Source organism: Candidatus Saccharibacteria bacterium, assembly GCA_016699895.1.
In the GTDB taxonomy this organism is placed as follows: Bacteria; Patescibacteriota; Saccharimonadia; order Saccharimonadales; family Saccharimonadaceae.
Genome location: CP064991.1, coordinates 128,778 through 153,664, shown reverse-complemented (window position 1 = coordinate 153,664; position 24,887 = coordinate 128,778). Strand labels below are relative to the sequence as shown.

Here is a 24,887-nt window from a genome sequence, read left to right as displayed (position 1 = left end):
AAGCTCTTTTTAATATCGGTTAAGTTTGTAAAGGATGTGATTAGTGGGAGGTGATCCAACAAAACAGGTAGAATCTACGCGCGGAACTCCGCCGAGACGTGGGCTGAGCCGTAAATGGATTGTAGCTACCATTCTGGCGGCACTGTTAGTAGGGGCGGCCGGTGCTTATGTGATCATGTCCCATAACTCCGCTAAAAACAAGGATTCGACTGCCGAGAAAGTCTTGACGGTTGATGATCTTGACGGCTCTGATATTCATTTAAACCCAGACACTTCGGATGCATCGGTTGATAACCTGACAAAGCAGTTAAAAGCAAACATTGATAAACAGATTGCCGCCAAAGAGAATCCGATTGATACTGTCGAGGAGTTGGCTGATATTTTGTCTAATACAGTTAATAGTACTAGACAGGATCAGTTGATCGTTTTTATGGAAGATTTCCTAGCTAACCACGAAGATTCGCTATGGTTTACCTATAATTATGACACACCGTCTCAGGCTCAGGTGAACTATTGGAAAGCTGAACTGTATGCCTACATGGTCTACTACTACCGTAATTTGATGAACAACAAATTTACCGATTCGGATGGCAAATTGGTGGATACATCTGCGGAGCAGTTGAAATACATTGATCTATATATCGCGCTGGCAAACGATCCTGCTAGTCATCCTGCCATACCAGAGGAAGACAGCTATTACATGGCAGGCTATCAATACAAAGAAACAGATACCTTTACTGCACTAGAGAATGAGATGAAGGGGGCAGGATCTACAAATGAATAAGCTTTTCAAGTATCGCGCTAGTAAAGTCCTCATGCTCCTCATCATGTTTATGGCGAGCACGGTAGGAGCGAGCTTATTTTTCGCGAAATCGGCCTCAGCAGATTGGTTCGATGATCTCTCTGTAGATTATATCGTATACAAAAAACCTGATAGCAGCCCTACTAGTTTCTTGTACTATAGCGGCAAAGACAGTAGCTGGAAGTTTCTGCAAGCTCCTAATATCCCCAAGGTACACCTTGACGGCAAATCGTGCGACACAGCAGATGCTAATATAGATTTCGATAGTTCAAAGGTCTACAATAACTGTACTGGTCTCATTATTACTCCCAATACACAGCCAGATTGGTTCAAAGAGGCGAATCTCGTATTTAAAATTGGAGACTATGATAGTGATGAAAATATAGAAGTCACTGGCGGTAGGGTGACGAAGGTAGGATCCAAGACAGACGCCAATATAACGAGCGGCGGCAAGAAATCGCAAGCCAAGGCTCACGATGGTTGTTCAGGGGGTAACCCAAACAAAACAGACTCATGTTCGGCATTGCTCGTATTTAATTATAGCTATGGAGAAAGCTTCAAAATCACCATAGATAACAACTGGAATGGGGGAAGTAGTGGTCATGAATACTATTATGATGCTCCTGCAATGGAAAATTATCGTACACTGACCTTTGACCCAAACGGCGGCACAATCCCCGCTAGTCAGCTAGACAGACATTACACAGTTACATTATGGGAGCATCCAGGGAGTGGCAGTAATCTTTTACGAGAGTACAAAAAGAGTGCCAAGGTTGGTTATTATCCAGTGCCACAGCGAGTCGGATACACTTTTAACGGGTGGTATGATGGCAGCACTAACCGCTATAATGGTGGTGATTCCGAGGCGAACGGTCGATTTAATCTGACTAGCGATACTACGTTGGTAGCGAACTGGACCGCCTCCTCCTACACTATTACCTACAACTCCAATGGCGGAACCGGCACTATGACTGGCAATCCGTTTACTCAGAATAGCGGTACAGCACACAGCGTCAAAGCAAATACGTTTACTAGGACTGGGTATGAGTTTGTAAAGTGGTGTACGGCCGCTAACGGTACCGGGACATGCTATGCCCCCGGCAATACTTTTACGGTGACTGGCAGTGTGACACTTTATGCCCAGTGGGATACTTGGACCATTACTGCCTATACCTATTCCGCTGTTAATCCAGCTAATCCGATGGATTCAGATTTGTCTAATACCACGAGTAGTAACAAGTTTAATACGAGTCGCAAATCTGCCTATCCGAGCCATCCGACCTTTGGTGGTCACGCGGCTAGATCCGAGGACCAGGTGTATTACATGGTCCGTGTTATTCGTAGTAGTGATACCGCTCCGAGCGCAGCAACTTTTAAATATTACCCGAGCTGGGCTTTTGGCTCCGGTCTAATTGCTGCCAATAGCGTTAACAGTGGTCAAACTGATGTTAGTTCACTGTGTCCTACCGGTTTTAGCTATGACGCATCCTTCAAACGCTGCACCAAAGGTAGCTCGTGGACTGACGCCTCGTTAGCTTCTGGAGCAAGCGGCTATTACACATTAACAACAGCCGATCGGCTGTGGAACAATTCACTACCATCCGGTACTACGCTAAACAACCTCAAGGGCATGGATTTGTGCTACATAATGAGCTTTAACCGGCGGTCACTCACTAGTGCAGGCGGTAATGACACAGCCGCTGAATATTGGGGGACACTCGATGGGTCTCTCGAAAACCGCTGCTCAGTCACAGTCCGCACCCCGTGGATCCTCCAGCCTCTCGTCACCAACAGCCTCGGTATTGGGACGTCTAACGTCGCAGTTGGAGATAGTTATACTATTACGCCCAGTGTAGACAGTTCTCAAACTACCGTCGAAGGTACGAGCCATAGTGTATCTGTCGTCCAGGTGATCGGTTCGGGCTCGTGGAACCCAGTCCAGGGTATTAGTGCTAACCTCAATGTGGCGCCAACGGCTGCTAACATTGCGAGCTTTGGCAGTGGGGCAGCCAGTATCGCCACGCTCTCTACCGTCAGTGGTCTCACTGATGCCAACTTTGCCTCTGGGACGTGGAATGGTACGGCGCTTTCTCAGACCTTCCAGGATGCCTGGTATGGTAGGAAGGTCTGCTACTATACGGTCGTCTCTAACGCTGGTGGTTGGGCCTATGACAAGACGACCGAGTACCGCTATTCTGATCCAGTTTGTGTCAAGTGGTCAAAATCTCCACAGGTGCAATTACGTGGTGCTGATGCATCGTCGGGTGGTATCTGGGATGGTACGAGTACCGCGTACAATGGTGGGTTCCTCGGTGTGTCGCAATCGGATGCTAGACGTGGTTCCTGGTCACAGTATGGACTACTCGGCTACAAGGGTACGAGCGCCACAACTGGTAACGTGAGCTTCTTTGGCTCAGGTGGCTGGACTGCTAACTACAGCGCCTCTAACCGCGTGAATGCCTGTGCCGTCACCTTTGCGAACGTTATTGGTTCTACCACCTGTAGCACCAGCGCAACCGGCGGTGGTTTATATAACGGCAGCTCACTGACGCAGACGATTAGCCTGCCAACCAATGCCAAGCTCACTACGGCGGCGGTCAATGCGTTGCCGCTAGCTGGCGCCACGCCAATCACTGATGCGATGGTTGATGGCCTCGCGAGTGGCACATACCGCGTGAATGCCGATACGCATATTACTGCCTTGACGCTGACTTCGTCTCGGCAGATCACGCTCGTCTCAGCCGGCAACATCTACCTTGATGGTAACATTACGACGGCGAGCTCGACCTTCTCTGATCTCAACCAAGTACCGATCTTGAACATCATTGCTGGGGACAGATCATTGTGGGGACAGGTGTGACGCAGCTGTTTGGGACCTACATTAATGCGAGTGCCTCGGCAACCAGCGGTTTCATAACGTGTCCCGTGAGTAGCAGCTCGACCGACATGCGCGATGGCGGTGCTTGTAATAGCCAGCTACGAGTCAATGGGGCAGTCATCTCTAGAACTACACCAGCTCTGCGTCGCACGATTGGTTCAGGGTACAGCTCATCGAGCACGACGACGGTTACCACAAACGGTGAGACCCATCTCGAGTCAATAACGGCGTCTGAGTTGTTTAACTACCAGCCAAACCTGTTCCTCACACCGTATGCCATTAGACAGAGCTCAACCACTGGTAACACCTGGATCGTGACGAAACAGACTGTATTACCGGCGAGGTTTTAGCCTGAATCTGCGGCGGTACTTGCTAAAACATCTAGTTTTTGGTACAATATATCTGTTAATCAAAACCTGCCAACTGCTGGGCCAGCTAGTTGGCTATAATCCAAAGGAGGTCTATCAGTGCCCACAACTAATACTAGTGAGTACGAGTTGGTAGTTTTATACCGACCCGAACTCGAGTCAAAGATCGAAGCGCCGCTCAAGAAAGTCGCGAATATTATCACGACTAATGGTGGTAAAATTGTCAGCGAAGACGACTGGGGACGCCGTGAATTGGCGTATTCCATTGCCGGCGAAACGCACGCCGTCTATCGGGTTTACACCTTGGAATTACCATCCGAGGCGCCAGCTGCTATTAGCTCGGTCTTGAACATCACCGACGAAGTCGTTCGCTACCTGCTGAGCAAGGTTGACGCCAAGGCTCAAGCTGTTTTAGCAGAGGAAAAAACTCGCAAAGTAGCTTCAACCGACACCACGGACGAGAAGTAATCTAAACGAAAGAAGAGGGGTATATGGCATTTAACAAAGTAATTTTACTCGGGAACCTAACTGCCGATCCAGAAACACGTACCACGCCGAGCGGCCAGAGCGTAACGAGCTTTAGCCTAGCGGTTAATCGCACCTGGAACGACGCCAACGGTCAACGCCAAGAAGAAACCAGCTTTATCAACTGTACTGCCTGGGGTCAACGCGGCGAAACGATTGCAAAATACGTGCAGAAAGGTCGTCAATTGTTGGTCAGCGGTCGCTTGCAACAGCGTAGCTGGGACGACAAGGACACTGGCAAAAAACGCAGCACTATCGACGTCGTCGTCGAAGAGTTCAGTTTTGTCAGCGACGGTCGGGGCGGCGGTAGCGATAGCGCTTCGTCAGCCAACTCATCGCGATCATCGAGCGCCAGCAAAGCTGCCTCGGCACCTGCTGATGACATCGACAGCGCACCAATTGACCTGAGTGACATACCATTTTAATAGAATCATAAGGAGAATTATGGCAAAACGATTAAAGAAAGTTTCACCAAAATATTTTGACTACAAAGACGTCGATACGCTAAAGCGTTACATCGACAGCTATGGTCAAATTGATGCTCGCGCCAAAACTGGTCTGAGCGCTAAATCACAGCGACAACTAGCTGTCGCGGTCAAACGCGCCCGCCACTTGGCACTATTGCCGTTCGTAGCGAGCTAATTTCTATGTATGAATTGACTCGCCTCAGGCGCGCTCGTCGTAAACACTAACGACTCGCTGGTCAGAAATGCCCAGCTGTCGTCGAGCCAACTCATAAATTGTTTAATAGAGAGGAGTAATCATTGTATAGTCCAACTGATCTGAAAAAAGGCGCGGTCATTCAACTTGATGGCCAACCCTACAAAGTGATCGAATACTCGCAAAAAGTTATGGGGCGGGGTGGTTCGATTGTCAACGTCAAGATCAAAAACTTGATCACTGGTGCGGTCTTGCCAAAAACCTACAAAGGTCAGGACAAGATCGAGCGTGCTGAGGTGACTAACCAAACGGCGCAGTATCTCTATTCTGATGGCACAGATTTGTTTTTCATGAATCCGACCAGTTTCGAACAGTTCCAATTGCCGATCGCCGAGGCCGAGGACGTACCAAAATATATCCTCGAGGGCGGGGAAGTCCAGCCCCAGTTCTTTGACTCGCGAGTCATCAACGTCGAATTGCCAACCACTGTTAGTTTGACGGTGACCTACACCGAAAACGTGGTCAAGGGCGACACGACGAGTAGTGTGCAAAAGGACGCCAAACTCGAAACTGGCATTACTGTGAAAGTTCCATCATTCATCAAGACCGACGATGTGCTCAAGGTCGACACCCGCGACGGCAGCTATGTTGAACGCGTCAAATAAATGATAAGATAGAGGGCAATGGAGATGAAGAGGGTGAGTCATCGCAGGCCGCAACACAGCCGGCGGCCAAAACGACTAGGCCAGTTACGACAGCGCTGGCACGACTTTGTTTGCCGTGTCGATTGGCGTTTAGTCAGGAAAATAGCGCTGATCACTCTGCTATTAGTTGTGTTGGCGCAAATTTTATTCCCCGGCAGTCGAGTTTTGTCACAGGTAAAAATCGGTGACAAGAGCTATGCTTTTCAGTCGATTGACCAATTAACAGACGCCATTAAAAACGCATTTGAGCAAAGCTCGGCCAAGCTGGTGGCCGATGACCAGACTAGATCTGTTACATTGTTGGAGCTCGGCGCTTCGATCGATGCTAGCCGGCTGGCTACGGAGATAAATGACTATAGCTGGTGGCAGCGCCTGATTCCTTTTTCGATCTTTTTCGCCGGCAGTTCGCTCACTGATTTGCAATCGAAATTTAATGAGACTACTTTGATTGAGGCGTCAAATAAACTAGCCGCGGACATGACGGTCGAGGCTAAAAATGGTTCAATCACTATCAACGACCAGAATGAAATCGCGATCGAACCAGCCCAGGATGCCGTCAGTGTCGAGTCATCATCTATCCAGAAAGCTATCAATCAGGCGAATTTCAAGATTGGATCGACAGAGGTGAAAGTCGAAAATCAGTCGACTAAACCGGACATCTCGAACGATGTCATCCAGGAGACGAAAACCAAACTGCTCGCGATGAGTCATGTAAAAATCACCATCACGAACAGCCTGACAAAAGGAACAACCACGCCAGGCGATACAGATATTCTAGGCTGGCTCAGTATCGTGAATAGCTCTGATATTACGTTCGACGAGACTGCTATGGCAGATTATCTGACCAACATCGCCGGTGATTCGGTGATCGCGGCTGGCACGACCAAGATTGTCATGGTCAACGGCAAGGAAACGAGTCGCACAACCGGCAAAGATGGTAGGGCAGTCGATGTTGACCCGATCGTTAAACAGCTAGAAGACGCCCTGAATAATCAACAATCCGCCGAAATCACGATGAATTTCAAGGTCACTACACCGAATATCGTCTATGATCGTAGCTATAATCATTCGCAGGCGGCGTTACAGGCTTATATCGATCAGGTGACGAGTAGCGGTACGATTCAGATCAGCGTCAAACAGCTAACTGGTAGCGGCTGGGCGGCTAGTTCGCGCGCCACCGAGAGCGTGGTGTCGGCTAGTACGTACAAGCTTTTCATTTCGCTATTGCTGATGAAAAAGATCGACGCTGGCACAATCCACTGGTCAGATACTATTACAGATATGCCGGGCGTATCGAGTATCACTGTCGAACAATGTCTAATAAATACCATTCACGTGTCGGCGAATAACTGCGCCGAATATTGGTTGAAAGAGTGGGGCAAGACTAACGTCAATAATGATCTGCATGGTCTCGGCTTTTCGAGTGCGACCACGTTCTCGGCCAGTGATGCGGCGCATACGTCGGCGGCAGATCTGCAAAAACTCTTGATTGGTCTCTATAATCACAGTCTGTTTAGTGCCGATAACGCCAATCGTCTCCTCGGGCTCATGAAACAGCAGATTTATCGTAGCGGCATTCCGAAAGGCAGTGCTGGGGTTGTGGCGGACAAGGTCGGTTTCCTCTGGGCCTATCTGAATGACGCAGCAATCGTTTACCACCCGAAGGGCACCTACGTGCTGGTCATCATGACGAATAATCAGTCGTGGTCAAAGATTGCCCAGATCACCACCAAGATCGAAGATATTATGTACGGCACCGATTAAATCTATATCTGTTAAAATAGAGTCATGAAAGTTCGTTTGGATCATCTATTAGTGCAGCGTGGTTTAGTTGCGACGCGGTCGCAGGCCGAGAGCTATATCCGCCTAGGCAAAGTGACGGTGGCCGACAAAATTATTACCAAGCCCGGTTATTTTGTTGATCCGACTGCAGCTATCGAGCTGCTCCAGGACGAACAATACGTGTCGCGGGCTGGGCTGAAACTAGCTAGCGTGGCCGAGCTGCTGCATCTCGATTTTAGAGACAAAGTTGTTTTAGACGTTGGATCATCGACCGGTGGATTTACTGATTATGCGCTGCGGCGCGGGGCCGCCAAAGTTATTGCGGTTGATGTCGGCACGGATCAGATGCACCCCAGTTTACGGAGTAATCCCCAGGTAGAGCTTTACGAAAAGACCGATATTCGCGATTTTCATTTGGACCAAGCGCCTAATATTGTGGTGATTGACGTCAGTTTCATTAGTTTGCGTGAGATATTGCCGCACATTGCGAAACAGTTATCTAATGGGAATACGCAGATTGTCGCTATGGTCAAGCCGCAATTCGAGACGGGATCACGGTTAAAAAACGCCGGTGTGATCAAAAATAACACCGATCGCCGCCACATTTTGCAGGATTTTGAACTGTGGTCGCGCCAGTATTTTGTAATCCGTGCCAAGGCCGACAGTGACGTGGCGGGCACGCATGGTAACAGAGAGCGATTCTATGCGCTAGAAACCACCAAAAGAGTTTAAGGTATTGCTTTTTTATGTAAAATATGCTATTATGTTAGCAGTCTAGTCGAAATCGACTGGAGGTTTCGGTTGAGCTCATGAAACGAGGTGCCCAAATTGTTGCCACTAGTGGCGTTACAGATGGGAGCTGCCGTTTCGCGCGCTCCCGTTCATTAACAATTTGTTCATTTTCAATTCATGATACACACCCGAAGTTTCTCGTCGTTTTCGAACAGCGGAAAGTCCACGGGGTAGTCTCGTGGCAATCACTCCCACGGAAGGGGACAAAGTGAGAAAGTTGGTAGGACTGGCCTGTGCGCTGGTCCTGACGGTGCTCGGGGTCATCGCCCCGGCCACCACCGCATCTGCCCATCAGGGCAACATCAAGGTGTCGGCGACCGACTGTGTCGACGGCAACTCGATGAAGGCCACCTACACCGTGGGGTGGTCCAACGGCACGTCGTCCGGCAAGCTCTACACCAAGTCCGGTCTCTACAGCGGCGGTACGTCCACATCCGGGTGGGACTTCGAGAAGAACGTTTCCGGCGCGTCCGGCAGCGCTTCCTTCACGAAGACCCACACCTTTTCGGGGTCGAACGGCCCCTGGATCGCCTTCAAGATCATCTTCGACGACAACTACGTCGTCGGCGGGGATACCCGCGTCGAGGGCTGGAACTGGGACAAGTGCAAGCCTGCACAACCCGACCCCAAGACCGTGACCGATCACGAGGAGAGCTGCAAGATGGCCATGCCGAGCGGCAAGCTCGGTGGCGAACGCGACCGCACCGGCACTCAGGGCTACGTCTGGAACGGATCCAGCTGGGTGCTCGGCGACACCATCAAGTGGGGCGACTGGAAGTACACGCCCTACAGCGACAGCCAGTACTTCAGCAAGTGTGCCGGGGACAACCCCGGCCCGAAGTACGGCGAGTGGTCATCATGGTCCAACGAGCAGCCGACGTGTGAGAACACGACGGTGACGCAGACCCGGACGCGCACGAAGACGACCTACACCTGGGTCTGGAATGGCATGAAGGACCGGGGCGACTGGGTCGTCGACGAGGTCACGGAGGACAAGGAGACCCGCAAGGTTTCCATGTCTGACGAGGAGTTCGCGAAGCAGTGCAAGACCGAACAGCCGCCGGCCAAGGCGCACACCGACTCCGAGGAGTCGTGCGATCTGAAGGCGTACGGCTTCTCTGGCGTTGCCGGCTTCGTGACTCGCGAGGGTCTGGAGTCCTACAAGTGGGATCTCGAGGGTCGCAAGTGGGTGCTGTCTGGCAAGATCGAGTGGGGCGACTGGAAGGTTACCCCGTACGACGACGCCACCTACTTCACCAAGTGCGCTCCTGACAAGCCCAAGGATGACACGGAGAAGCGCGACTTCACCGATCAGCCGAACTGTTCGGCTCTGACGGTGACGTCCTGGAAGGAGACCCGTTCGCGGGGCTACGTCTGGGACCTCGAGGGTCGCAAGTGGGTTCCGGGCGACTGGTCCGACTGGGCCAAGGTTCCCGGCTCCGAGACGGTGAAGGATGCCAATCGGTCGCAGTGCGAGTTCTACATCGAGACCAGCCACACCCAGGTGTGCGGCGCGGCGACGATCACGCTCGTCAACCACAGCCCGTGGGTCTACCCGGTCTCGTACCGCGTGGACAACGACGCTCCCATCGGCACCCCGGACACCACTGGTCCGTACGGCCCCGTGGTGAACAATACCGGTGCGAATCCGAACCATCAGTCGGCCAGCAAGACGTTCACGTTCCCGGAGGATTCGGGTGACCATGTCATCCGGTACGCCGTCCGGGCCGGGACTGAGGCCGATCTGTACCTTGGCAAGCCGGTGAGCGAGGTCACGACGATCACCGTCTCGACCAACTGCCGTCCGGATGTCACCGCTCCGACCCTGACCATCACCGATCAGGTCTGCACCCCGGGCGACGGCGGTCTGGCCACCCGCAAGGGCGGCTCGATCGCGGTCACCAAGCCCGAGGGCGTTGGTGCGGTCGAGGTGTACGACGACGAGGACAACCTGGTCGAGCCGACCAACCTCGATCCCGGCACCTACAAGGTGGTTGCGTTCTTGGCTGATCCGGAAGGGTCGGACTGGCGCAACTTGCCAGAAGGGTGGAAGCTGTCCGAGGACAAGCTGACCATCTCGACCACTGTCGAGATCAAGGCTGCCGACGACTGCACGGTCGCGCCGCCGGAGCCCCGCGTGGAGCCCAAGGTGGAGACCAAGCTCGAGTGCGACGGGGCCTACCGCCGCACCTGGGATCTGGTCAGCTACCCCGTCTGGAAGGACGGAGAGTGGACCTTTGACGGGGTCGAGCCCAAGGTCGAGAACGAGACCGAGTGGGCCAAGTTCCGCGAGCTGTCGAACGACGAGTGGTTGGCCGCTGGCTGCCGCTCTGACCAGCCGCCGGCGCAGGTCCGGATCATCCAGGACCAGGGTATGAGCTGCGACGGTCTCTGGGGTCGCACCCAGACCGGTACCACCCCCTACGTGTGGGTGTGGAACGGCATGGCATCGCGCGGCGACTGGGTCCTCGGCGACGAGGTGCTCGGTGACTGGTCCGACTGGGCCTTCATCCGGGAGCTGACCAAGGCAGAGAAGGCGGAGTTGGGCTGCAACAGCACCCCGAATCCGCCGGACAAGCCGAAGGTGCCCCCGGTCGACGAGGACGACGGCGATGGCCTCCGGGCCGTCGCTGATCCCACGCCGCTCATCGGCCTGGGTGTCCTCGCCGCACTCGGCATCACCGGTGCGGCCATCGCCATCCGTCGGCGTCGCCGCGTCTCGTGATGAGAAGATGAACAACAAGTGTATGCTGCCAGCCAGGTAGCGTACTCCCTGGGGTCTGATCCGGTCGCTCGCTGCGACGGATCAGGCCCCTCTTCTCATTTCAGGGGGAATTGGACAGAGGGATTTAGTATAATTTTTTATTAAAATATTTTACAAAAAAGACAAAATGTGATATAATACAAGGCGCGCCTAGTAACGGATGTAAATCTGACTGGGCTTACCTCGAAATATCAATCTATTCCACAGAAGGTGGTGAATGTAATGAAGCGCATGGTAATCGTCACGCTTTGTCTGACGGTGACCGCAGTGTCGCTGTTCGGTGCCTTCTGGTACTGGAACAACGTCTATGCGGAGATCGAGGTCCCGATGGATCCGATCCCGTCGGTGACGGCATCGTCGATCACGGTGCCGGCAAACGACGACGAGAAGCTCCCGCCGGTCGACCTACCGGACAATCCGCGCGGCAAGCCGGATCAGTTGGTCATCTACCGCGGCGACAAGACCATCGTGTCCATGAAATTTGGACCGGCGGTCTACAGCTCACTCGGCTGGGGCTCGCGGTGCGGCAAGGTTGCCTATCGCGACCGTGATGGCTTTCCAAAGCCGGGATTTGCCAGCCAGAATCGCTCGCTCATCTCGGGCCACGTCTGGTGCGATAGGGAAACCTATGCGCTGGACGATCTGGACAAGGTTCGGCAAGGTGACCGGGCCGAGGTCTACTACTCGTCGGGAGACGTGGTGGTGGCCAAGGCCGAGGCCGACGCTGCGACCTTGCCAAAGGAGGAGCTGAATACTGAGCATAAGGGCCAGGTTAACCCCCGGCTCCGCAACGACAAGAAGATCCGGACGATCCGAGTCAGCACCTGTGACACTGACTCAACCGTTCGTCCGAACGGTCATTTGTCGGCCAATGTCTATGTCCTATACTGGGTCGAGGAGATCCGGTACGCCCAGTAAGTTTGCCTAGTGAAAGGAGTGTTGATGTTCGAGGTGCCCCGTCCCTGTCACAGGGGGCGGGGTATTCTCATAGTTAGACATTAAATCGGAATTCAACCACGTCATCTGGTTGCATGATATAGGTTTTGCCCTCGGTGCGGAGTTTACCGGCCGCCTTCGCGGCGGCTTCGGAACCTAGTTCGACTAGATCGGGATAGGATACGATCTGAGCGGCGATGAAGCCTTTTTCAAAATCAGTGTGAATGACACCGGCGGCCTGTGGGGCGGTCGAACCTTGTTTTATGGTCCAGGCTCGAACTTCTTTTGGCCCGGCCGTTAGATAACTCTGGAGACCCAGGATATCGTAGGCGGCGTGGGCTAGTTTGGCGAGGCCGGATTCGGTCACGCCGTAATCGGCTAGTAGTTCGGTAGCTTCGACGGCGCTCAGTTCGCGCAGTTGACTCTCGAGCTCCGCACAGACGAAGACGACTTGCGGATAGCCGGCTGGCGATAGTGATTCTTGCGAACGCTCCGTGCGCCCGTCGTTACGGGGCTTGTCGCTGGCGCCATTGCCGTCCTGCTGGAGCCTCGCAGGAACAACATCGCCAGCACTATTCGTATTGATTACTATTCTAGCTAATTCAGCCTGCTGGGTCTGATCGGTCAACCCATTCTCGTCAACATTGAACAAATAAATTATTGGTTTAGCGGTTAATAGATCCAGACCGTGCAATTTTTCGTCATCAAAACTGTCGGGTATATCACCAGATAGTAGTTGACTCTGTAGGCTAGTGAGATAGTCGATTGTGGAGCGTAGCTTCGGATCGCTCTTTAGCTCCTTTGTAACTTTTGGCAGATGGTTTTCGATAGTGGCGATGTCGGCGAGCATGAGTTCGGTATTAATAACCTCGATATCGCTCTTTGGATCAGTTTTGGTTGCACCGTCGGCTCGCAGGATAGTCGAGGATTCAAAGGCGCGCACTACGTGACAAATGGCGTCGCACTCACGGATATTAGCCAGGAATTTATTGCCGAGACCTTCGCCTTGACTAGCGCCAGCCACGAGGCCGGCGACGTCAACAAATTCAACGGTCGCCGGGATGATTTTGTCGGTCCCATACATATCGGCGAGAACGTTGAGCCGCGCATCGGGTACGGGTACAATACCAGTATTAGGTTCGATAGTCGCAAATGGGTAGTTGGCAGCCAAAATATTACCACCGGTCAGGGCGTTGAACAGGGTGGACTTGCCGACGTTAGGCAGCCCGACGAGGCCGATTTTGAGACTCATGCTTCTATTCTACAAAAAGGCTTGCCTTTTTAAAAGCGATTATGGTATAATTCTGCGCATGGGCATAAAGAAATCAATAGGGGAATTTTTCGCACTTGACATCGGTACCACAGCACTACGCGTTGTAGAGTTGTCTCACTCCGGTCAAGGTTGGAACTTGAAACATTACGCAGTAAAACCGATCGAAGCACGTCTCAGTGAGTCGACCGCCGAAGCCGATAAACACAACCTAGCCCAGGCTATTTCTGAGGTAGTGGCGACGTCTGGCGTGCGGACTAAAAATGTGGCGATCGGCGTGCCGTCGTCAAAAATGTTTGCCTCTGTCGTCGAGGTGCCAAACGTGCCAAAGGCCGAACTGAGCGCTACGATCAAATACCAGGCTGAAAACTATGTACCAATGAAGCCTGATGAGGCCAAGATCGACTGGGCGGTTATTGGCGAATCAGCAACTGATCGACAGAAGATTGAAGTGTTGGTGGCTAGCGTTTTGAACTCGTTTACTGAGGCGCGACTCGATATGCTCGAGGAATTAGGATTCAATGTCGTAGCCATTGAGCCAGATGCACTGGCTGTAACGAGGGCATTATTGCCTGACGGCGTCCAAGACGGTCGCTTGGTCGTTGATATGGGCGATTCGTCGACCGATTTAGTGTTGACACTCGGTTCGGTGCCACGTTTGATCAGGTCGGTACCAATTGGATTTAGCACTCTGGTAAAATCTGCCAAACAGAACCTTAATATCGAGGAACAGCAAGCTCATCAGTTACTGTTGAAATTCGGTGTATCGCCAGATAAGCTCGAAGGTCAGTTGGCGCGTTCGGTCGATAACAGCCTCGAACAGCTACTCGCCGAAGTCCAGAAATCTCTGAAATTCTTTGCTACGAAATATCCAGGCATTGGTATCGGTGCTATTTTATCGAGTGGCTACAGTGCGTCGCTACCTGGTCTGGTTGATTTGATTAGCCAGAAATCTGGCGTAGTCAGCCAAGCGGCAACACCATGGCAGCACGTTAATGTGCCAGCAGGCGAGCAGGCTAACCTGGCGCCGTTGTCATCGCAATTTGCTGTAGCGGTCGGACTGGCTGAGAGGATAGGGGTCTAGTTCATGATCCAGCTAAACTTGCTGCCTGATGTCAAGAAACAGCTGCTCCATGCACAGATGCAGCGAAATTTAGTGATATCGATCTGTATCATTATTACCATTGTGGCCGGATCAGTTATTTTGATACTAGGCGGCATCATGGGTGGTCAAGCGATCCAAAAAAGTAATCTGACACAGAGTATCGCCGACAGTCAGGATGCAATTACCAAAAAGCAGAGTGACAGTCAGCTCGATGAATATCTAACAGTCCAGAATCAGCTGTCGAAAATCAGTAGCCTCAAAAACCAGCAGCTAGATTACTCTAGAGTTTTTGATTATCTAAAACAACTTAATCCAGCTGCGCCTAACAGTGTATCGCTTAGTTCTGTCAAGCTAGCTGCTCCAGGCGTATCATCGGACGCTAGTACCACAGAGTCTACTGGGGTAACCGTAGAAATGCAAGGTGAGACGACTAATTATTCTAGCCTGAACGTTTTCAAGAGTACGCTGTCTCTTGCTAAGTTCTCGTATGCTCCGAAGAAGGGCGCTAATATCGAGACTAAATCGTTATTTTCATCAGTAACAGTTACCTCATCAGCGCTGACTGACGATAAATTGAGCTTCTCGATCATCGCGGTGTTTGACGTGGCAGTATTTTCGTCAGATAGTGTCGATATCAAACTAGATATTCCTAATGAGACAACGTCGGACTCCGATCGAAACTCGCCTAGCAACATTTTTAGCAGCGAATCGACATCGTCAAGCTCGACTAGTACGGAGGGTAACTAAATCATGGAAAACAAGACACTGACCGGTGTTAGAAAACGCCAAAAAATTGACCAGACTAACAAACAAATGATGTTTTGGGTAGCAGGTGCTGCTGCTGCGGTGACGATTTGCGCGATGCTAGCTATCAATTTGTTTGGTCAGATCAAATATCAGGCAAAGATCATCTCAAAAAAGAGCGAAACGAGTGAAACGCTCAAAACGAGCCTAGACGCTATTTCGACTCTGACAAAGAACATCAACACTTTGCAGACAGATCAGAATTTGCTGGCACTGCGTGCTGATACTGACGACACGGCGTTCAACGTGGTGATCGATGCCCTCCCGACCGAAGATGATGCGACAGCTCTCGGATCGTCGATCCAGGAAAAAGTTTTAGCTGGCTCTGGCGTGTCGCTCGAGAGTTTTGAATATGCTGCAGTCGACACTAGTGCCACAAGTGGCGCCACTGATACGACGAAATCAACCTCTAGCATACGACCAGAGGCGAAGGCCATCACCTTTAGATTCAAGATCACTGGATCTTATGACGCGATCAAAGCGGCGCTCGTTAATATTGAAAAGACGATTCGACCAATTATCATCCAGAATCTCAACATCGATGGTACAGTTGATAATCTCACCGCTACTATCTCGGCAACGACGTACTACGTGCCACGTGTTCATTATGCGGTGGGCCAAGAGACTATTTTGCCTGACGGTGTAACTGCTAGCGATGGTACCGATTCCACTAGCGAAGGGAGCAAATAATGAAAAAGACTGATTGGGCTATGGTTATTCTAATAGTCGCCCTGGTGGGCGTAGCGAGCTATTTCATTGTCGGAGCTCTCTTGCCGTCGCCAGGAGACAACCCGGAGGCCGTAGAAACGGCAGAGGCGATCTCGAGTGATTACGAAAAACCAGATCCAAAGACGTTTAGTGCCGATGCGATTAACCCAACGGTCAAAGTTACTATTGGCAATCAGGGCGGCGAAGAACCATTTACGCTCGGGAGTAACTAATGGCTGTTTTGACTGAGGATACCCAGCGTAAGGTTGAGGATCGCTTGGTTGAGGTGGGCGCACTGACGCCAGAGCAACTAGATACGATCAAGGACGGAGCAAAACAAGCCGGTCGGCCAGTTTTTGCGTATGCCATCGATCGTGGCGTCATCAACGAGGAACAATTAACAGAGGCAATCGCCAAAATTTCTGGCACGCCGTATGTCAATCTGTCAAAGGCCGTGATCGATGCCAAAGTGCTAGCTTTGCTGCCGATGGAAGTGGCGAGGCGTTTTATGGCGGTGCCGCTCGGTGAAACCAGCGACGGCGGGGCGCAGCGGCTGGCTGTCGCTATGCTCGATGCTACCAATATTCAAGCGGTTGATTTCTTGTCGCGAGCGATTGAGCGTCCGATCAAGGTCTACATTGCTAGCGAATCGGGCATCAACAACGTTATTTCCCAGTATCACATTGACATGGACAGCGTCGATTCGGTGTTGTCTGGATCAGGTAGTGAAGCCGTCAAATCAGTCGAGACCAAAGACGTCAAAGTTCTCGTCCAAGATTCACCGATCAGCAAGATTCTGACGCAGCTTCTAGAATATGCCCAGCGCGCCCGTGCTTCTGATGTTCACATCGAGCCACTCGAGGAACGATTAACGATTAGATGTCGCATCGACGGTGTCTTGCGCCGCGTGATGGATCTGCCAAAATCAGTAGAATCAGCACTAATTTCGCGTATCAAGATTTTGTCGAACCTAAAGATTGACGAACACCGCAAACCACAGGACGGTCAGTTTACGATCATGGTGGGGAACAAAGAAGTCGACCTGCGTATCGCTATCTCGCCCGTGGTCTGGGGTGAGCAGGTAGTTATTCGTTTGCTCGACAAGTCTGGATCGTCATTCAAGCTAGAGGAAATGGGCTATACCGGCCGCGCCTTGCGTTTGATCAGGAAAGGTATCAAAAAGCCAAACGGTATGGTATTGACCTCTGGCCCAACTGGTTCTGGCAAGTCAACCTCGCTCTATGCACTGGTTCAGGAGATCTTTAGCGAGGAAATCAACATTGTGACGCTAGAAGATCCGGTCGAATACAAAATGTCTGGTGTTAATCAGATCCAGGTGAACCCAGCGGTGGGTTTGACCTTTGCCTCCGGGCTACGCTCGATTCTGCGTCAGGATCCAGATGTTGTGCTGGTTGGTGAGATTCGCGATAGTGAAACTGCTAACCTGGCGGTGCAGGCGGCGCTCACCGGGCACCTGGTGTTTTCAACGCTGCACACCAACTCGGCGGCTGGTATCTTGCCGCGTCTGCTCGACATGGGTATTGAGCCATTCCTGATCGCCTCGACGGTCAACACAGTGATTGGTCAGCGACTAGTGCGTCGTATTGCCAAAGATGCCGAAACGTATCAATCTGATGCGGTAGAGACCAACTCGGTCCACAGCGTGGCTGGCTATCTGTTGCCAAAAACGCCTGAGGAGGTAGCGAGTGTCTCGGAAGATCTAGGCTATGGGGATTTGCCGCTCGCTGATGCCCAGTCATACACCTTGACCAGAGGAAAATCATCACCACTAGCACCTAACGGCTACAAAGGTCGCATGGGTCTCTATGAGGTGATGGAGATTACCGATGAAATCCAGGAGCTGATCTTGAAACATGCCACATCGGGTCAGATTCAGAAAGTGGCCATTGCCCAGGGAATGATACCGATGCATGTCGATGGCTATCTCAAGGCGCTAGCAGGGCAGACAACGCTCGAGGAAGTAAATCGCATAGCCGCTAATATTGCGTAATGGTTGTGCTATAATAATGACAAGAAACGGGAGGGTCAATGGAAAACGTTAGAATCGAGATATTACTACAAGAAGTCATCAATCAACGCGCGAGTGACTTGCACCTGCAGGTCGGTTTGCCGCCGATTCTACGTGTCGATGGATCCTTGGCGCCGATCAATAACACTCCGGTTCTCAGTATCGAGGCGGTGGAAAAGCTCATTTTCTCTATTTTAGATCAAGACCAACAACAGATCTTGATGAAAGACAAAGAGTTTGACTTTTCCTTTGCTTTTGGCGACCTGGGTCGTTTCCGCGTTAACGCTTTTCATGAACGCGGTAATCTAGCGGCGGCGCTGCGTTTGATTCCAAATGAAATTCCGACGATTGCTGAGCTAGGATTGCCACGAGTTATCGAGAAGTTTGCTGACTTTCCACGTGGTTTGGTGCTCGTTACTGGACCAACTGGTTCGGGTAAGTCGACAACCCTAGCGGCACTGGTTGACAAGATCAACGACGAAAAAGCTCATCACATCATCACGATTGAAGATCCGATCGAGTTTACCCACAAGTCAAAACGATCAGTGGTGGTCCAGCGTGAAGTTCACTATGATACGTATTCGTTTAACGCGGCACTGCGTTCGGCGCTGCGCGAAGACCCAGACGTCGTCTTGATTGGTGAGATGCGCGACCTCGAGACGATTTCAGCCGCCATTACCATCGCCGAGACGGGACACTTGGTGTTTGCGACCCTGCACACCAACAGTGCTGCTCAGTCGATCGATCGTATGGTGAACGTCTTTCCGCCACACCAGCAGCCTCAGATTAAAATTCAGCTCGCAAACATTTTACAGGCAATTTGTGCCCAGCGCCTCGTGCCGGCCATCGGCGGTGGACGACTGGCGGCGGCTGAGGTGCTGCTGGCTAACAGTGCTGTTCGCAATATTATCCGCGAAGGCAAAACGCATCAGTTAGACTCAGTGATTCAAACTGGCGCTGCCGAAGGTATGCAGTCGATGGATCGTACGCTGGTTCAAATGGTGCAAGGCGGACAGATTACGTACGAAGAGGCCAAGAACTTTGCCGTCGATCTCGCAGAATTTGATAGGATGATGAAAGGATAGGGAATCATAGATGCTAACATTTAGCTATACGGCACGCGATACGGCTGCTAACAAGATCATCAAGAGTACGGTTCAGGCCGAGACAGAGGCCGAAGCCGCTAAACTTTTGATGGCGCAAAACATCGTTCCTCTCAATATGGAGGTTGAAACTGAAAAGAAAGGTTTCTTTGCCTCTCTGAATTCGCGTGTCCCTACCAAGGAAAAGGTTATTTTCTCGCGTCAGCTATCGACGCTGGTAAATGCTGGTTTACCGCTGGTACAGTCTCTCACCACTATCGAGGAGCAAACAGCTAACAAAACGCTCAAGAACGTCGTTGGTCAGGTGATCGGCGATGTTAATGGCGGCTCATCGCTTGCAGACTCCTTCGTCAAATATCCAAAGATCTTTGATCAGATTTTTATCGCGCTCGTCCGAGCTGGTGAGGCATCGGGCACTCTCGACAAATCGCTCGAGCGACTAGCCGATCAGCAGGAGCATGACTCTGATATGATGAGCAAGGTTAAAGGCGCTATGGTCTATCCAGCCATCGTTTTGGTAGAGATTCTCGGTGTGATTGCCTTTATGCTCCTAACCGTGGTGCCACAGGTTGAAAAACTCTATCATGATATGGGCCACGAATTACCGTTTATTACGATGATTCTGGTGCAGGCGGCGAATTTCATTACTAATTTTTGGTGGGTGGTTATTGGTATTTTTGCCCTGGGTGTGTTCTTTTTCCTGCGGTGGATCAAGACCGAGCCTGGCCGCCGTGCGATCGATACCTTCAAACTGAATGTGCCGATCTTTTCTGGTCTGTTTCGAAAACTCTATATGGCGCGTTTTTCGCGTACGCTCCAGACGCTACTGCAGTCTGGTGTGCCGATGCTAGAAGCGCTAAAGATCGGTGCTGATTCTGTGAACAACGTAATTGTCCAGGAGGAAATCATGCGTGGTCAGGGCAAAGTGAAAAATGGTAAGGCGCTCAGCGTATCTCTGACAGGGGAGCCATATATTATGGAATTTGTGCCCCAGATGATAAAGATTGGTGAGCAATCAGGTAACATCGATACCATGGTCGGGAAAGTAGCGGATTTCTATGAAAAAGAGGTTGATACGGCGATCAAAGGCATCTCGACGGCGATTGAGCCGATCCTGATGGTGTGTATGGCTGGTATGGCAGGCTTGCTCGTTGGCGCGATCCTGATGCCGATCTATGGTCTGGCAAATACTGCGTCGTAATATTTCGCGAAAATGCTTGCGTTTTTTTGGCAGAGGCGTATAATTATAAGTGTTAGCAAACGCAATTAATAGAAAGGGTTGGGTTATATATGTTAAGGTCTAACAAAGATAAAGGTTTTACCATCATCGAAGTCGTATTGGTGCTAGCGATCGCTGGCCTGATCTTCTTGACAGTGTTCTTGGCACTGCCGGCTTTGCAAAAGAGTCAGCGCGACAATGCACGTCGACAGGAGGTTGGTAACGTAGTCGCAGCTTTGCAGTCGTACTTGGCAGATAATAATGCCTTGCCAACGGCCATAGCGGCATTTTCTAGCTATTACGGTGGCAACGCCAGCCTAGCGCAAACTGATACGGTGACTATTACGACTGTGTCTACAGGTCAGAGCACCAGCACTATGTACATTACGACTGGTCAAACTTGTGCTACTGCTTCGGGAACGGCACGCAATGCAGCTGTCCGAATCAACCTTGAATCTGGTGGCACCTACTGTAAAGCAGTCTAATAGACTGACTCGTTACCATGAAATCAAACCCCCGCCGCGAGCGGGGGTTTTTATGATAGTAATTAGTATTTCAATACTTTCATTCTGGCGGCTAGGTAACGCTTTTTGAGGCTGGTTATGATCGTGGGAGCTAGAGAATAGAGTTCTGGTGCTGCTAGTAGGACGAGAATCGGCAGGAAGTTTACGACGTAGCGTGGATTTGTTTCCCAGATTAGGAGGAATATCACGAGGCCTAAAATTGCCAGCTGTATCACGAGTCGTAGCCGATTTTTGTCTGGTCTAGCGTAGAGTTTGATACTACCGACGACAATAGCTAGGATCAATAGGGCATGGACGGCATTCATGAGATTTTGCGGTAGGAAGGGTTTTGTTTCGTCTCTAGAAACGACGACCTTTTGTAATGCTGTCGGGTTATATTCTGGTGATTTAATATTCATATTACCGAGACGATAGAGGGATTCGTAGGTACCTTCGGTCCAGGTGCCGAGAGCTTTGTTGTAAAGGAAATAGGGATATAGCCAGCCGAGGTCTTTTAGGCGCTTTTTAATCTCGTCTATATTGTAGTCGATAGCAGCTTGCTTGGTAGTATGTTTCGAGGTATGAACGTCGTCATTGACGCTATATTGACCGTTGCCACCTAGCCCCATCATCAGATAGTGCGTCCACGGGGTGGTGATAGAGTGCGGATCGGCTCTGTCGTGGACGTACATGTTGGCCAATTTGCCATAGGCCAGCAGGAGTGACGTTACTATGGCAATTATAGCCAATAGGGACATAGCAGTTCGTTTCAGGTTCACTTTGCTAGTATGAACTAGCATATCAATCACGATGGCAATTAGAACGATCATGACGCTGAATTTGATCATGGAACCAACGACCGCCACTAAGGCAATTGACGGTATCAGCCAGAAAGCTTTTCGTTTGTCTTTGTGATCTCGATAAACTGCGTACAAATATATTAAGGCGATAGGGAAAGGTAGCGACAAAGTGTCAGTGTAAAAGATCGGCGCGTAAAGGAATACCAGTGGCAGGATAGAAATACTGACAACTAGTGCAAATACTGCCTTTTTAACACCAAATAGTCGTTTAGCAGTTAGATAGATGAGTAATAGACTGATATTGATAGCAATTACGTTTAGGATTGTCCCTATCAGTTGAAAATTAGTAATACCGATGGCCGCGCTGGCGCTAAAAACGGTCTTTAATAGATAGAACGAGGGAATGTTATTTTGATGTCGATGCAGATAGTCGATAATGCTAGCGTCGACAGATCCAGCCTTGACCGTTTTTGCTGCTCCTCCTGCGATGGTGTTAAAATCCCAGGCGCACAAGCGGACCGTCGGCGCCGTAATACACTGCGGCTCCATCGGCAAGCTCATTTGTGATAGAAATAGCCCCTGAACGATAATTAACAGCGAAAAAAACCCTATTAGAAAGCGTTTCTCTAGCTTCCGGTTGAACGTATGACGACGGATCCACTTGATAGCTACATTCCATATGAATATGACCAGTAGGGCGTATAGTATAATGGCACAAATAGTAGAGATGTGGAGTGGTATCCAGCCGTCACGAATGCCTGGTTTAAATATCGTACCAAATAGCATCATGCAGAAGAAGAAGGCCAAGCTGATCGGCAGTATTTTGAACGACAGTTTCTCTCTGAAATTCACTCATATAGTGTAGCATAAACGGAAAACAAATACACTTATGCTATAGTAGTAGGCAATGTATGACGCAGCTATAATTTTTCTAGGACTAGTCGGAGCCGCTATGGGTTCATTTGTCGGTGCGATGACGTGGCGGATGCGTCACGAGATGGACTTTGTTCGAGGTAGGAGCGAGTGCGAACACTGCCATCACGTATTGTCAGCCTTTGATCTAATACCAATTTTTAGCTGGCTCTTGTTGCGCGGGCGTTGTCGATACTGCCACAAAAAGATCGGCACTCTAACGTTATGGCTCGAACTGGCTATGGCCGCCGTTTTCATCATCAGTTTCATTTATTGGCCGTTAGGACAGGTCTACGTTGAACAAGGTATGGTTGATGGCTGGCAAGTAGCGCTGTTTATAGTATGGCTCGTTATGGCGGTTATGATGATAGCGCTCCTAATATACGATTATCGTTGGCGGACCTTGCCCAATCGAATCATGTTCCTGTTAATGGCTGTAACAGCAGTATTTTCTATTTTGAACAATATATTTATTCAAGACATTTCTCTGTTAAACTATATTTTAACAACGGCTCTCGGTATGCTACCAGTAGCTGGAGTTTACGGGTTAATCTATGTATGTAGTGGCGGACGGTTGATCGGCTTCGGCGATGTGAAATTTGGTGTTGTAGTCGGATTACTATTTGGCTGGCAGGGGGCGTTACTCGTACTAGTTATCGCCAACGTCCTAGGTTCATTAGTTAGTTTACCTATGTTAGTATCGGGCAAGATGAAAATGAATAGCCAAATGGCGTTCGGACCATTCCTCATCGTAGCGACATATATAGTATTCCTATTTCAGCAAAATATTATTACATTTTTAACTGAAAATCTTTTGCTATTATAGAGCTTGTGCTATAATGAGAGATAATTATGAAACAGGGCGGACAAAAGGGATTCACTATCATAGAAGTATCTCTATTCATAGCGATATCGGCACTGCTGTTCGCAGCCCTCTTGACCGGTATTAACGTGATGGTTGATCGATCAAGGTTTAGTAATTCAATGAGGACGCTAGAACAACTAGTCAGATCACAGTACGAAGAGGTTAGGTCGGGCATCAATTCGCGGAACTCTGCGGTGGCGGCTAATGTGTGCGGCACTGGCACGGCTACGACATCATCGGGTGCGTCTAACTGCCTATTGCTCGGCAAGATCATAACCTTTGATTATAATAGCGCCGCCGTAACCATCAGCTATGTTAGAGGTACCGCGGTGAGCTATACGTCGGATGTCGATAATGATACCGCCGTTACGATGGCTAGCCCGGTAGTCACTACGATCGCTCAGCAAACTGACCAGATTCAATGGGGCGGTACGCTGAGTAAGGCCGTCATCATCTATAGCACGACGAGTGGGTCTTCGGTGGCTAGTACAGGCAAGGCCTCGATAGTAATTCTCCGCAGCCCAATCAGTAGTGATATTTTAGTGTATGCTTCGAACACTGATTTAACCAGTAGCGGCATAGGGACGGTTGACCGTACGAATATTTTGGCTCTAGTTGTCAAAAATAATGGCGCCGGCACGCCGGGCGGGGCAATCTGTATCAACCCTGGAGCTAGTTCTAATGTAGTAAAAACAGTTATCCCGGTTACGCCGAGTGCTGGATTTGCAACTGGATCTAGCGAATTAATAAGTCTAAAGGAGCAGTGTTCAAAATGAAATATATGAAATCACTCTTGGCAAGAAGTGAAGCTCGGCATGGGCTAGAGCGGGGTGACACACTCGTCGAAGTCATGTTGGCTATCGCAGTCCTCGGTGTGGCAGTGGTTGGTACGATGACAATTATGAACAAGTCCACCTTGCAAATGATGGACACACTGGAGCGAACAGCGGTGCGTACCAGTATCAATTCTCAGGCAGAGCTTCTTAATTACGTGAGAGATAGCGCCAAAGATTCGAGTTCTGCTGTCTGGACCGCTATAAAGGCTAGAGCCGTAACGAGCACAGCTACCATCAGTGATGCCTGTAAGTACAATAGTAGTACCAGTTTTTATCTCAGTCGCAGCGATACCTCGCTTGATACTGTCACCCTGACAGCTATTAATTCGAACGCTAGCGCTAAAAATACCACCGGCAAAGCCGTGGTCGGCACAGGTATTTGGATTGATGCGGTCAGGTCTACCGGTGGCACTAGCACGATTCCGTATATCGATTTCTATATTAGAGCTTGTTGGACGAGACTGGCGAATAGCGCTGACTCCAGGAGTGCCACAATTGTGAGGTTATATGATCCAAACTAAT

General features: G+C 50.5%; 24 protein-coding genes. 22 read left to right on the top strand and 2 right to left on the bottom strand.

Annotated elements, in window-relative coordinates; translation table 11 throughout:
• Positions 1–43 precede the first annotated feature (43 nt).
• The 11 genes from IPL44_00815 to IPL44_00765 all read left to right on the top strand — a co-directional run bounded on the left by IPL44_00815 (position 44) and on the right by IPL44_00765 (position 12,193).
• Entirely contained in the window at positions 44–784 is a 741-nt protein-coding gene (locus IPL44_00815) for a hypothetical protein (GenBank protein QQS17579.1), read from the top strand.
• Positions 777–3,662, top strand: a complete 2,886-nt coding sequence (locus IPL44_00810) for an InlB B-repeat-containing protein (protein ID QQS17578.1) — start codon at positions 777–779, stop codon at positions 3,660–3,662. The genes IPL44_00815 and IPL44_00810 overlap by 8 nt, the downstream gene beginning before the upstream one ends.
• A complete protein-coding gene (locus IPL44_00805) occupies positions 3,659–4,030 on the top strand; it encodes a hypothetical protein (GenBank protein ID QQS17577.1) in 372 nt (123 codons plus the stop codon). The genes IPL44_00810 and IPL44_00805 overlap by 4 nt, the downstream gene beginning before the upstream one ends.
• A 117-nt stretch (positions 4,031–4,147) precedes the next feature.
• A complete protein-coding gene (gene rpsF, locus IPL44_00800) occupies positions 4,148–4,516 on the top strand; it encodes a 30S ribosomal protein S6 (protein QQS17576.1) in 369 nt (122 codons plus the stop codon).
• 23 nt (positions 4,517–4,539) lie between these two features.
• Positions 4,540–4,998: a single-stranded DNA-binding protein gene (locus IPL44_00795; GenBank protein ID QQS17575.1), complete on the top strand. Its 459-nt coding sequence runs from the start codon at positions 4,540–4,542 to the stop codon at positions 4,996–4,998.
• 19 nt (positions 4,999–5,017) lie between these two features.
• Positions 5,018–5,215, top strand: a complete 198-nt coding sequence (locus IPL44_00790) for a 30S ribosomal protein S18 (GenBank protein QQS17574.1) — start codon at positions 5,018–5,020, stop codon at positions 5,213–5,215.
• Positions 5,216–5,337: 122 nt separating this feature from the next.
• Positions 5,338–5,898, top strand: coding sequence for an elongation factor P (gene efp / locus IPL44_00785; protein QQS17573.1), 561 nt, complete (start codon positions 5,338–5,340; stop codon positions 5,896–5,898).
• Between the two features lie 18 nt (positions 5,899–5,916).
• Entirely contained in the window at positions 5,917–7,701 is a 1,785-nt protein-coding gene (locus tag IPL44_00780; GenBank protein QQS17572.1) for a serine hydrolase, read from the top strand.
• Between the two features lie 24 nt (positions 7,702–7,725).
• Positions 7,726–8,451: a TlyA family RNA methyltransferase gene (locus IPL44_00775; protein ID QQS17571.1), complete on the top strand. Its 726-nt coding sequence runs from the start codon at positions 7,726–7,728 to the stop codon at positions 8,449–8,451.
• Between the two features lie 268 nt (positions 8,452–8,719).
• Positions 8,720–11,236, top strand: coding sequence for a hypothetical protein (locus tag IPL44_00770; protein QQS17570.1), 2,517 nt, complete (start codon positions 8,720–8,722; stop codon positions 11,234–11,236).
• A 261-nt stretch (positions 11,237–11,497) separates the two neighbouring features.
• Positions 11,498–12,193 (top strand): hypothetical protein, encoded by a 696-nt coding sequence (locus IPL44_00765; protein QQS17569.1) that lies wholly within the window; start codon positions 11,498–11,500, stop codon positions 12,191–12,193.
• A gap of 73 nt (positions 12,194–12,266) precedes the next feature.
• On the opposite strand, the gene ychF is transcribed toward IPL44_00765, so the two are convergent.
• Positions 12,267–13,463, bottom strand: a complete 1,197-nt coding sequence (gene ychF, locus IPL44_00760; protein QQS17568.1) for a redox-regulated ATPase YchF — start codon at positions 13,461–13,463, stop codon at positions 12,267–12,269.
• A 58-nt stretch (positions 13,464–13,521) separates the two neighbouring features.
• Between ychF and pilM the strand changes: the two genes are divergently transcribed.
• The 8 genes from pilM to IPL44_00720 all read left to right on the top strand — a co-directional run bounded on the left by pilM (position 13,522) and on the right by IPL44_00720 (position 20,934).
• Positions 13,522–14,565: a type IV pilus assembly protein PilM gene (gene pilM, locus IPL44_00755; protein ID QQS17567.1), complete on the top strand. Its 1,044-nt coding sequence runs from the start codon at positions 13,522–13,524 to the stop codon at positions 14,563–14,565.
• Positions 14,566–14,568: 3 nt separating this feature from the next.
• Positions 14,569–15,333: a hypothetical protein gene (locus tag IPL44_00750; protein ID QQS17566.1), complete on the top strand. Its 765-nt coding sequence runs from the start codon at positions 14,569–14,571 to the stop codon at positions 15,331–15,333.
• A 3-nt stretch (positions 15,334–15,336) separates the two neighbouring features.
• Complete coding sequence (locus tag IPL44_00745; GenBank protein QQS17565.1) at positions 15,337–16,080, top strand: hypothetical protein; 744 nt, start codon at positions 15,337–15,339, stop codon at positions 16,078–16,080.
• Positions 16,080–16,331 carry a hypothetical protein gene (locus IPL44_00740; GenBank protein ID QQS17564.1) on the top strand — a complete coding sequence of 84 codons (252 nt, stop codon included), beginning with the start codon at positions 16,080–16,082 and terminating at the stop codon, positions 16,329–16,331. The genes IPL44_00745 and IPL44_00740 overlap by 1 nt, the downstream gene beginning before the upstream one ends.
• Positions 16,331–18,109 (top strand): type II/IV secretion system protein, encoded by a 1,779-nt coding sequence (locus tag IPL44_00735; GenBank protein ID QQS17563.1) that lies wholly within the window; start codon positions 16,331–16,333, stop codon positions 18,107–18,109. The genes IPL44_00740 and IPL44_00735 overlap by 1 nt, the downstream gene beginning before the upstream one ends.
• A gap of 38 nt (positions 18,110–18,147) precedes the next feature.
• Entirely contained in the window at positions 18,148–19,212 is a 1,065-nt protein-coding gene (locus IPL44_00730) for a type IV pilus twitching motility protein PilT (protein QQS17562.1), read from the top strand.
• A 10-nt stretch (positions 19,213–19,222) separates the two neighbouring features.
• The gene (locus IPL44_00725) at positions 19,223–20,431 is read left to right on the top strand and encodes a type II secretion system F family protein (GenBank protein QQS17561.1); all 1,209 of its coding nucleotides are present in this window, start codon (positions 19,223–19,225) and stop codon (positions 20,429–20,431) included.
• Between the two features lie 89 nt (positions 20,432–20,520).
• Positions 20,521–20,934: a type II secretion system protein gene (locus tag IPL44_00720; GenBank protein ID QQS17560.1), complete on the top strand. Its 414-nt coding sequence runs from the start codon at positions 20,521–20,523 to the stop codon at positions 20,932–20,934.
• Between the two features lie 62 nt (positions 20,935–20,996).
• Here IPL44_00720 and IPL44_00715 read toward each other — a convergent pair whose 3' ends face one another.
• Positions 20,997–22,604 carry a glycosyltransferase family 39 protein gene (locus tag IPL44_00715; protein QQS17559.1) on the bottom strand — a complete coding sequence of 536 codons (1,608 nt, stop codon included), beginning with the start codon at positions 22,602–22,604 and terminating at the stop codon, positions 20,997–20,999.
• A 55-nt stretch (positions 22,605–22,659) separates the two neighbouring features.
• Between IPL44_00715 and IPL44_00710 the strand changes: the two genes are divergently transcribed.
• Genes IPL44_00710 through IPL44_00700 form a run of 3 tightly spaced genes read left to right on the top strand, consistent with a single transcriptional unit; the run spans position 22,660 to position 24,886 of the window.
• Positions 22,660–23,490: a prepilin peptidase gene (locus IPL44_00710; protein ID QQS17558.1), complete on the top strand. Its 831-nt coding sequence runs from the start codon at positions 22,660–22,662 to the stop codon at positions 23,488–23,490.
• A gap of 26 nt (positions 23,491–23,516) precedes the next feature.
• Entirely contained in the window at positions 23,517–24,305 is a 789-nt protein-coding gene (locus tag IPL44_00705; GenBank protein ID QQS17557.1) for a type II secretion system protein, read from the top strand.
• Positions 24,302–24,886 carry a prepilin-type N-terminal cleavage/methylation domain-containing protein gene (locus tag IPL44_00700; protein QQS17556.1) on the top strand — a complete coding sequence of 195 codons (585 nt, stop codon included), beginning with the start codon at positions 24,302–24,304 and terminating at the stop codon, positions 24,884–24,886. The genes IPL44_00705 and IPL44_00700 overlap by 4 nt, the downstream gene beginning before the upstream one ends.
• The last annotated feature ends 1 nt before the right edge of the window (position 24,887 follow it).

Bases quoted from the DNA above. Each gene is read 5' to 3' on its own strand.
- IPL44_00735 (QQS17563.1), top strand. From the start codon at position 16,331: ATGGCTGTTTTGACTGAGGATACCCAGCGTAAGGTTGAGGATCGCTTG.
- IPL44_00720 (QQS17560.1), top strand. From the start codon at position 20,521: ATGTTAAGGTCTAACAAAGATAAAGGTTTTACCATCATCGAAGTCGTA.
- ychF (QQS17568.1), bottom strand. From the start codon at position 13,463: ATGAGTCTCAAAATCGGCCTCGTCGGGCTGCCTAACGTCGGCAAGTCC.
- IPL44_00810 (QQS17578.1), top strand. From the start codon at position 777: ATGAATAAGCTTTTCAAGTATCGCGCTAGTAAAGTCCTCATGCTCCTC.
- IPL44_00745 (QQS17565.1), top strand. From the start codon at position 15,337: ATGGAAAACAAGACACTGACCGGTGTTAGAAAACGCCAAAAAATTGAC.
- IPL44_00795 (QQS17575.1), top strand. From the start codon at position 4,540: ATGGCATTTAACAAAGTAATTTTACTCGGGAACCTAACTGCCGATCCA.
- IPL44_00790 (QQS17574.1), top strand. From the start codon at position 5,018: ATGGCAAAACGATTAAAGAAAGTTTCACCAAAATATTTTGACTACAAA.
- IPL44_00750 (QQS17566.1), top strand. From the start codon at position 14,569: ATGATCCAGCTAAACTTGCTGCCTGATGTCAAGAAACAGCTGCTCCAT.
- pilM (QQS17567.1), top strand. From the start codon at position 13,522: ATGGGCATAAAGAAATCAATAGGGGAATTTTTCGCACTTGACATCGGT.
- IPL44_00730 (QQS17562.1), top strand. From the start codon at position 18,148: ATGGAAAACGTTAGAATCGAGATATTACTACAAGAAGTCATCAATCAA.
- IPL44_00775 (QQS17571.1), top strand. From the start codon at position 7,726: ATGAAAGTTCGTTTGGATCATCTATTAGTGCAGCGTGGTTTAGTTGCG.
- IPL44_00700 (QQS17556.1), top strand. From the start codon at position 24,302: ATGAAATATATGAAATCACTCTTGGCAAGAAGTGAAGCTCGGCATGGG.
- IPL44_00780 (QQS17572.1), top strand. From the start codon at position 5,917: ATGGAGATGAAGAGGGTGAGTCATCGCAGGCCGCAACACAGCCGGCGG.
- IPL44_00740 (QQS17564.1), top strand. From the start codon at position 16,080: ATGAAAAAGACTGATTGGGCTATGGTTATTCTAATAGTCGCCCTGGTG.
- IPL44_00710 (QQS17558.1), top strand. From the start codon at position 22,660: ATGTATGACGCAGCTATAATTTTTCTAGGACTAGTCGGAGCCGCTATG.
- IPL44_00705 (QQS17557.1), top strand. From the start codon at position 23,517: ATGAAACAGGGCGGACAAAAGGGATTCACTATCATAGAAGTATCTCTA.
- IPL44_00765 (QQS17569.1), top strand. From the start codon at position 11,498: ATGAAGCGCATGGTAATCGTCACGCTTTGTCTGACGGTGACCGCAGTG.
- IPL44_00725 (QQS17561.1), top strand. From the start codon at position 19,223: ATGCTAACATTTAGCTATACGGCACGCGATACGGCTGCTAACAAGATC.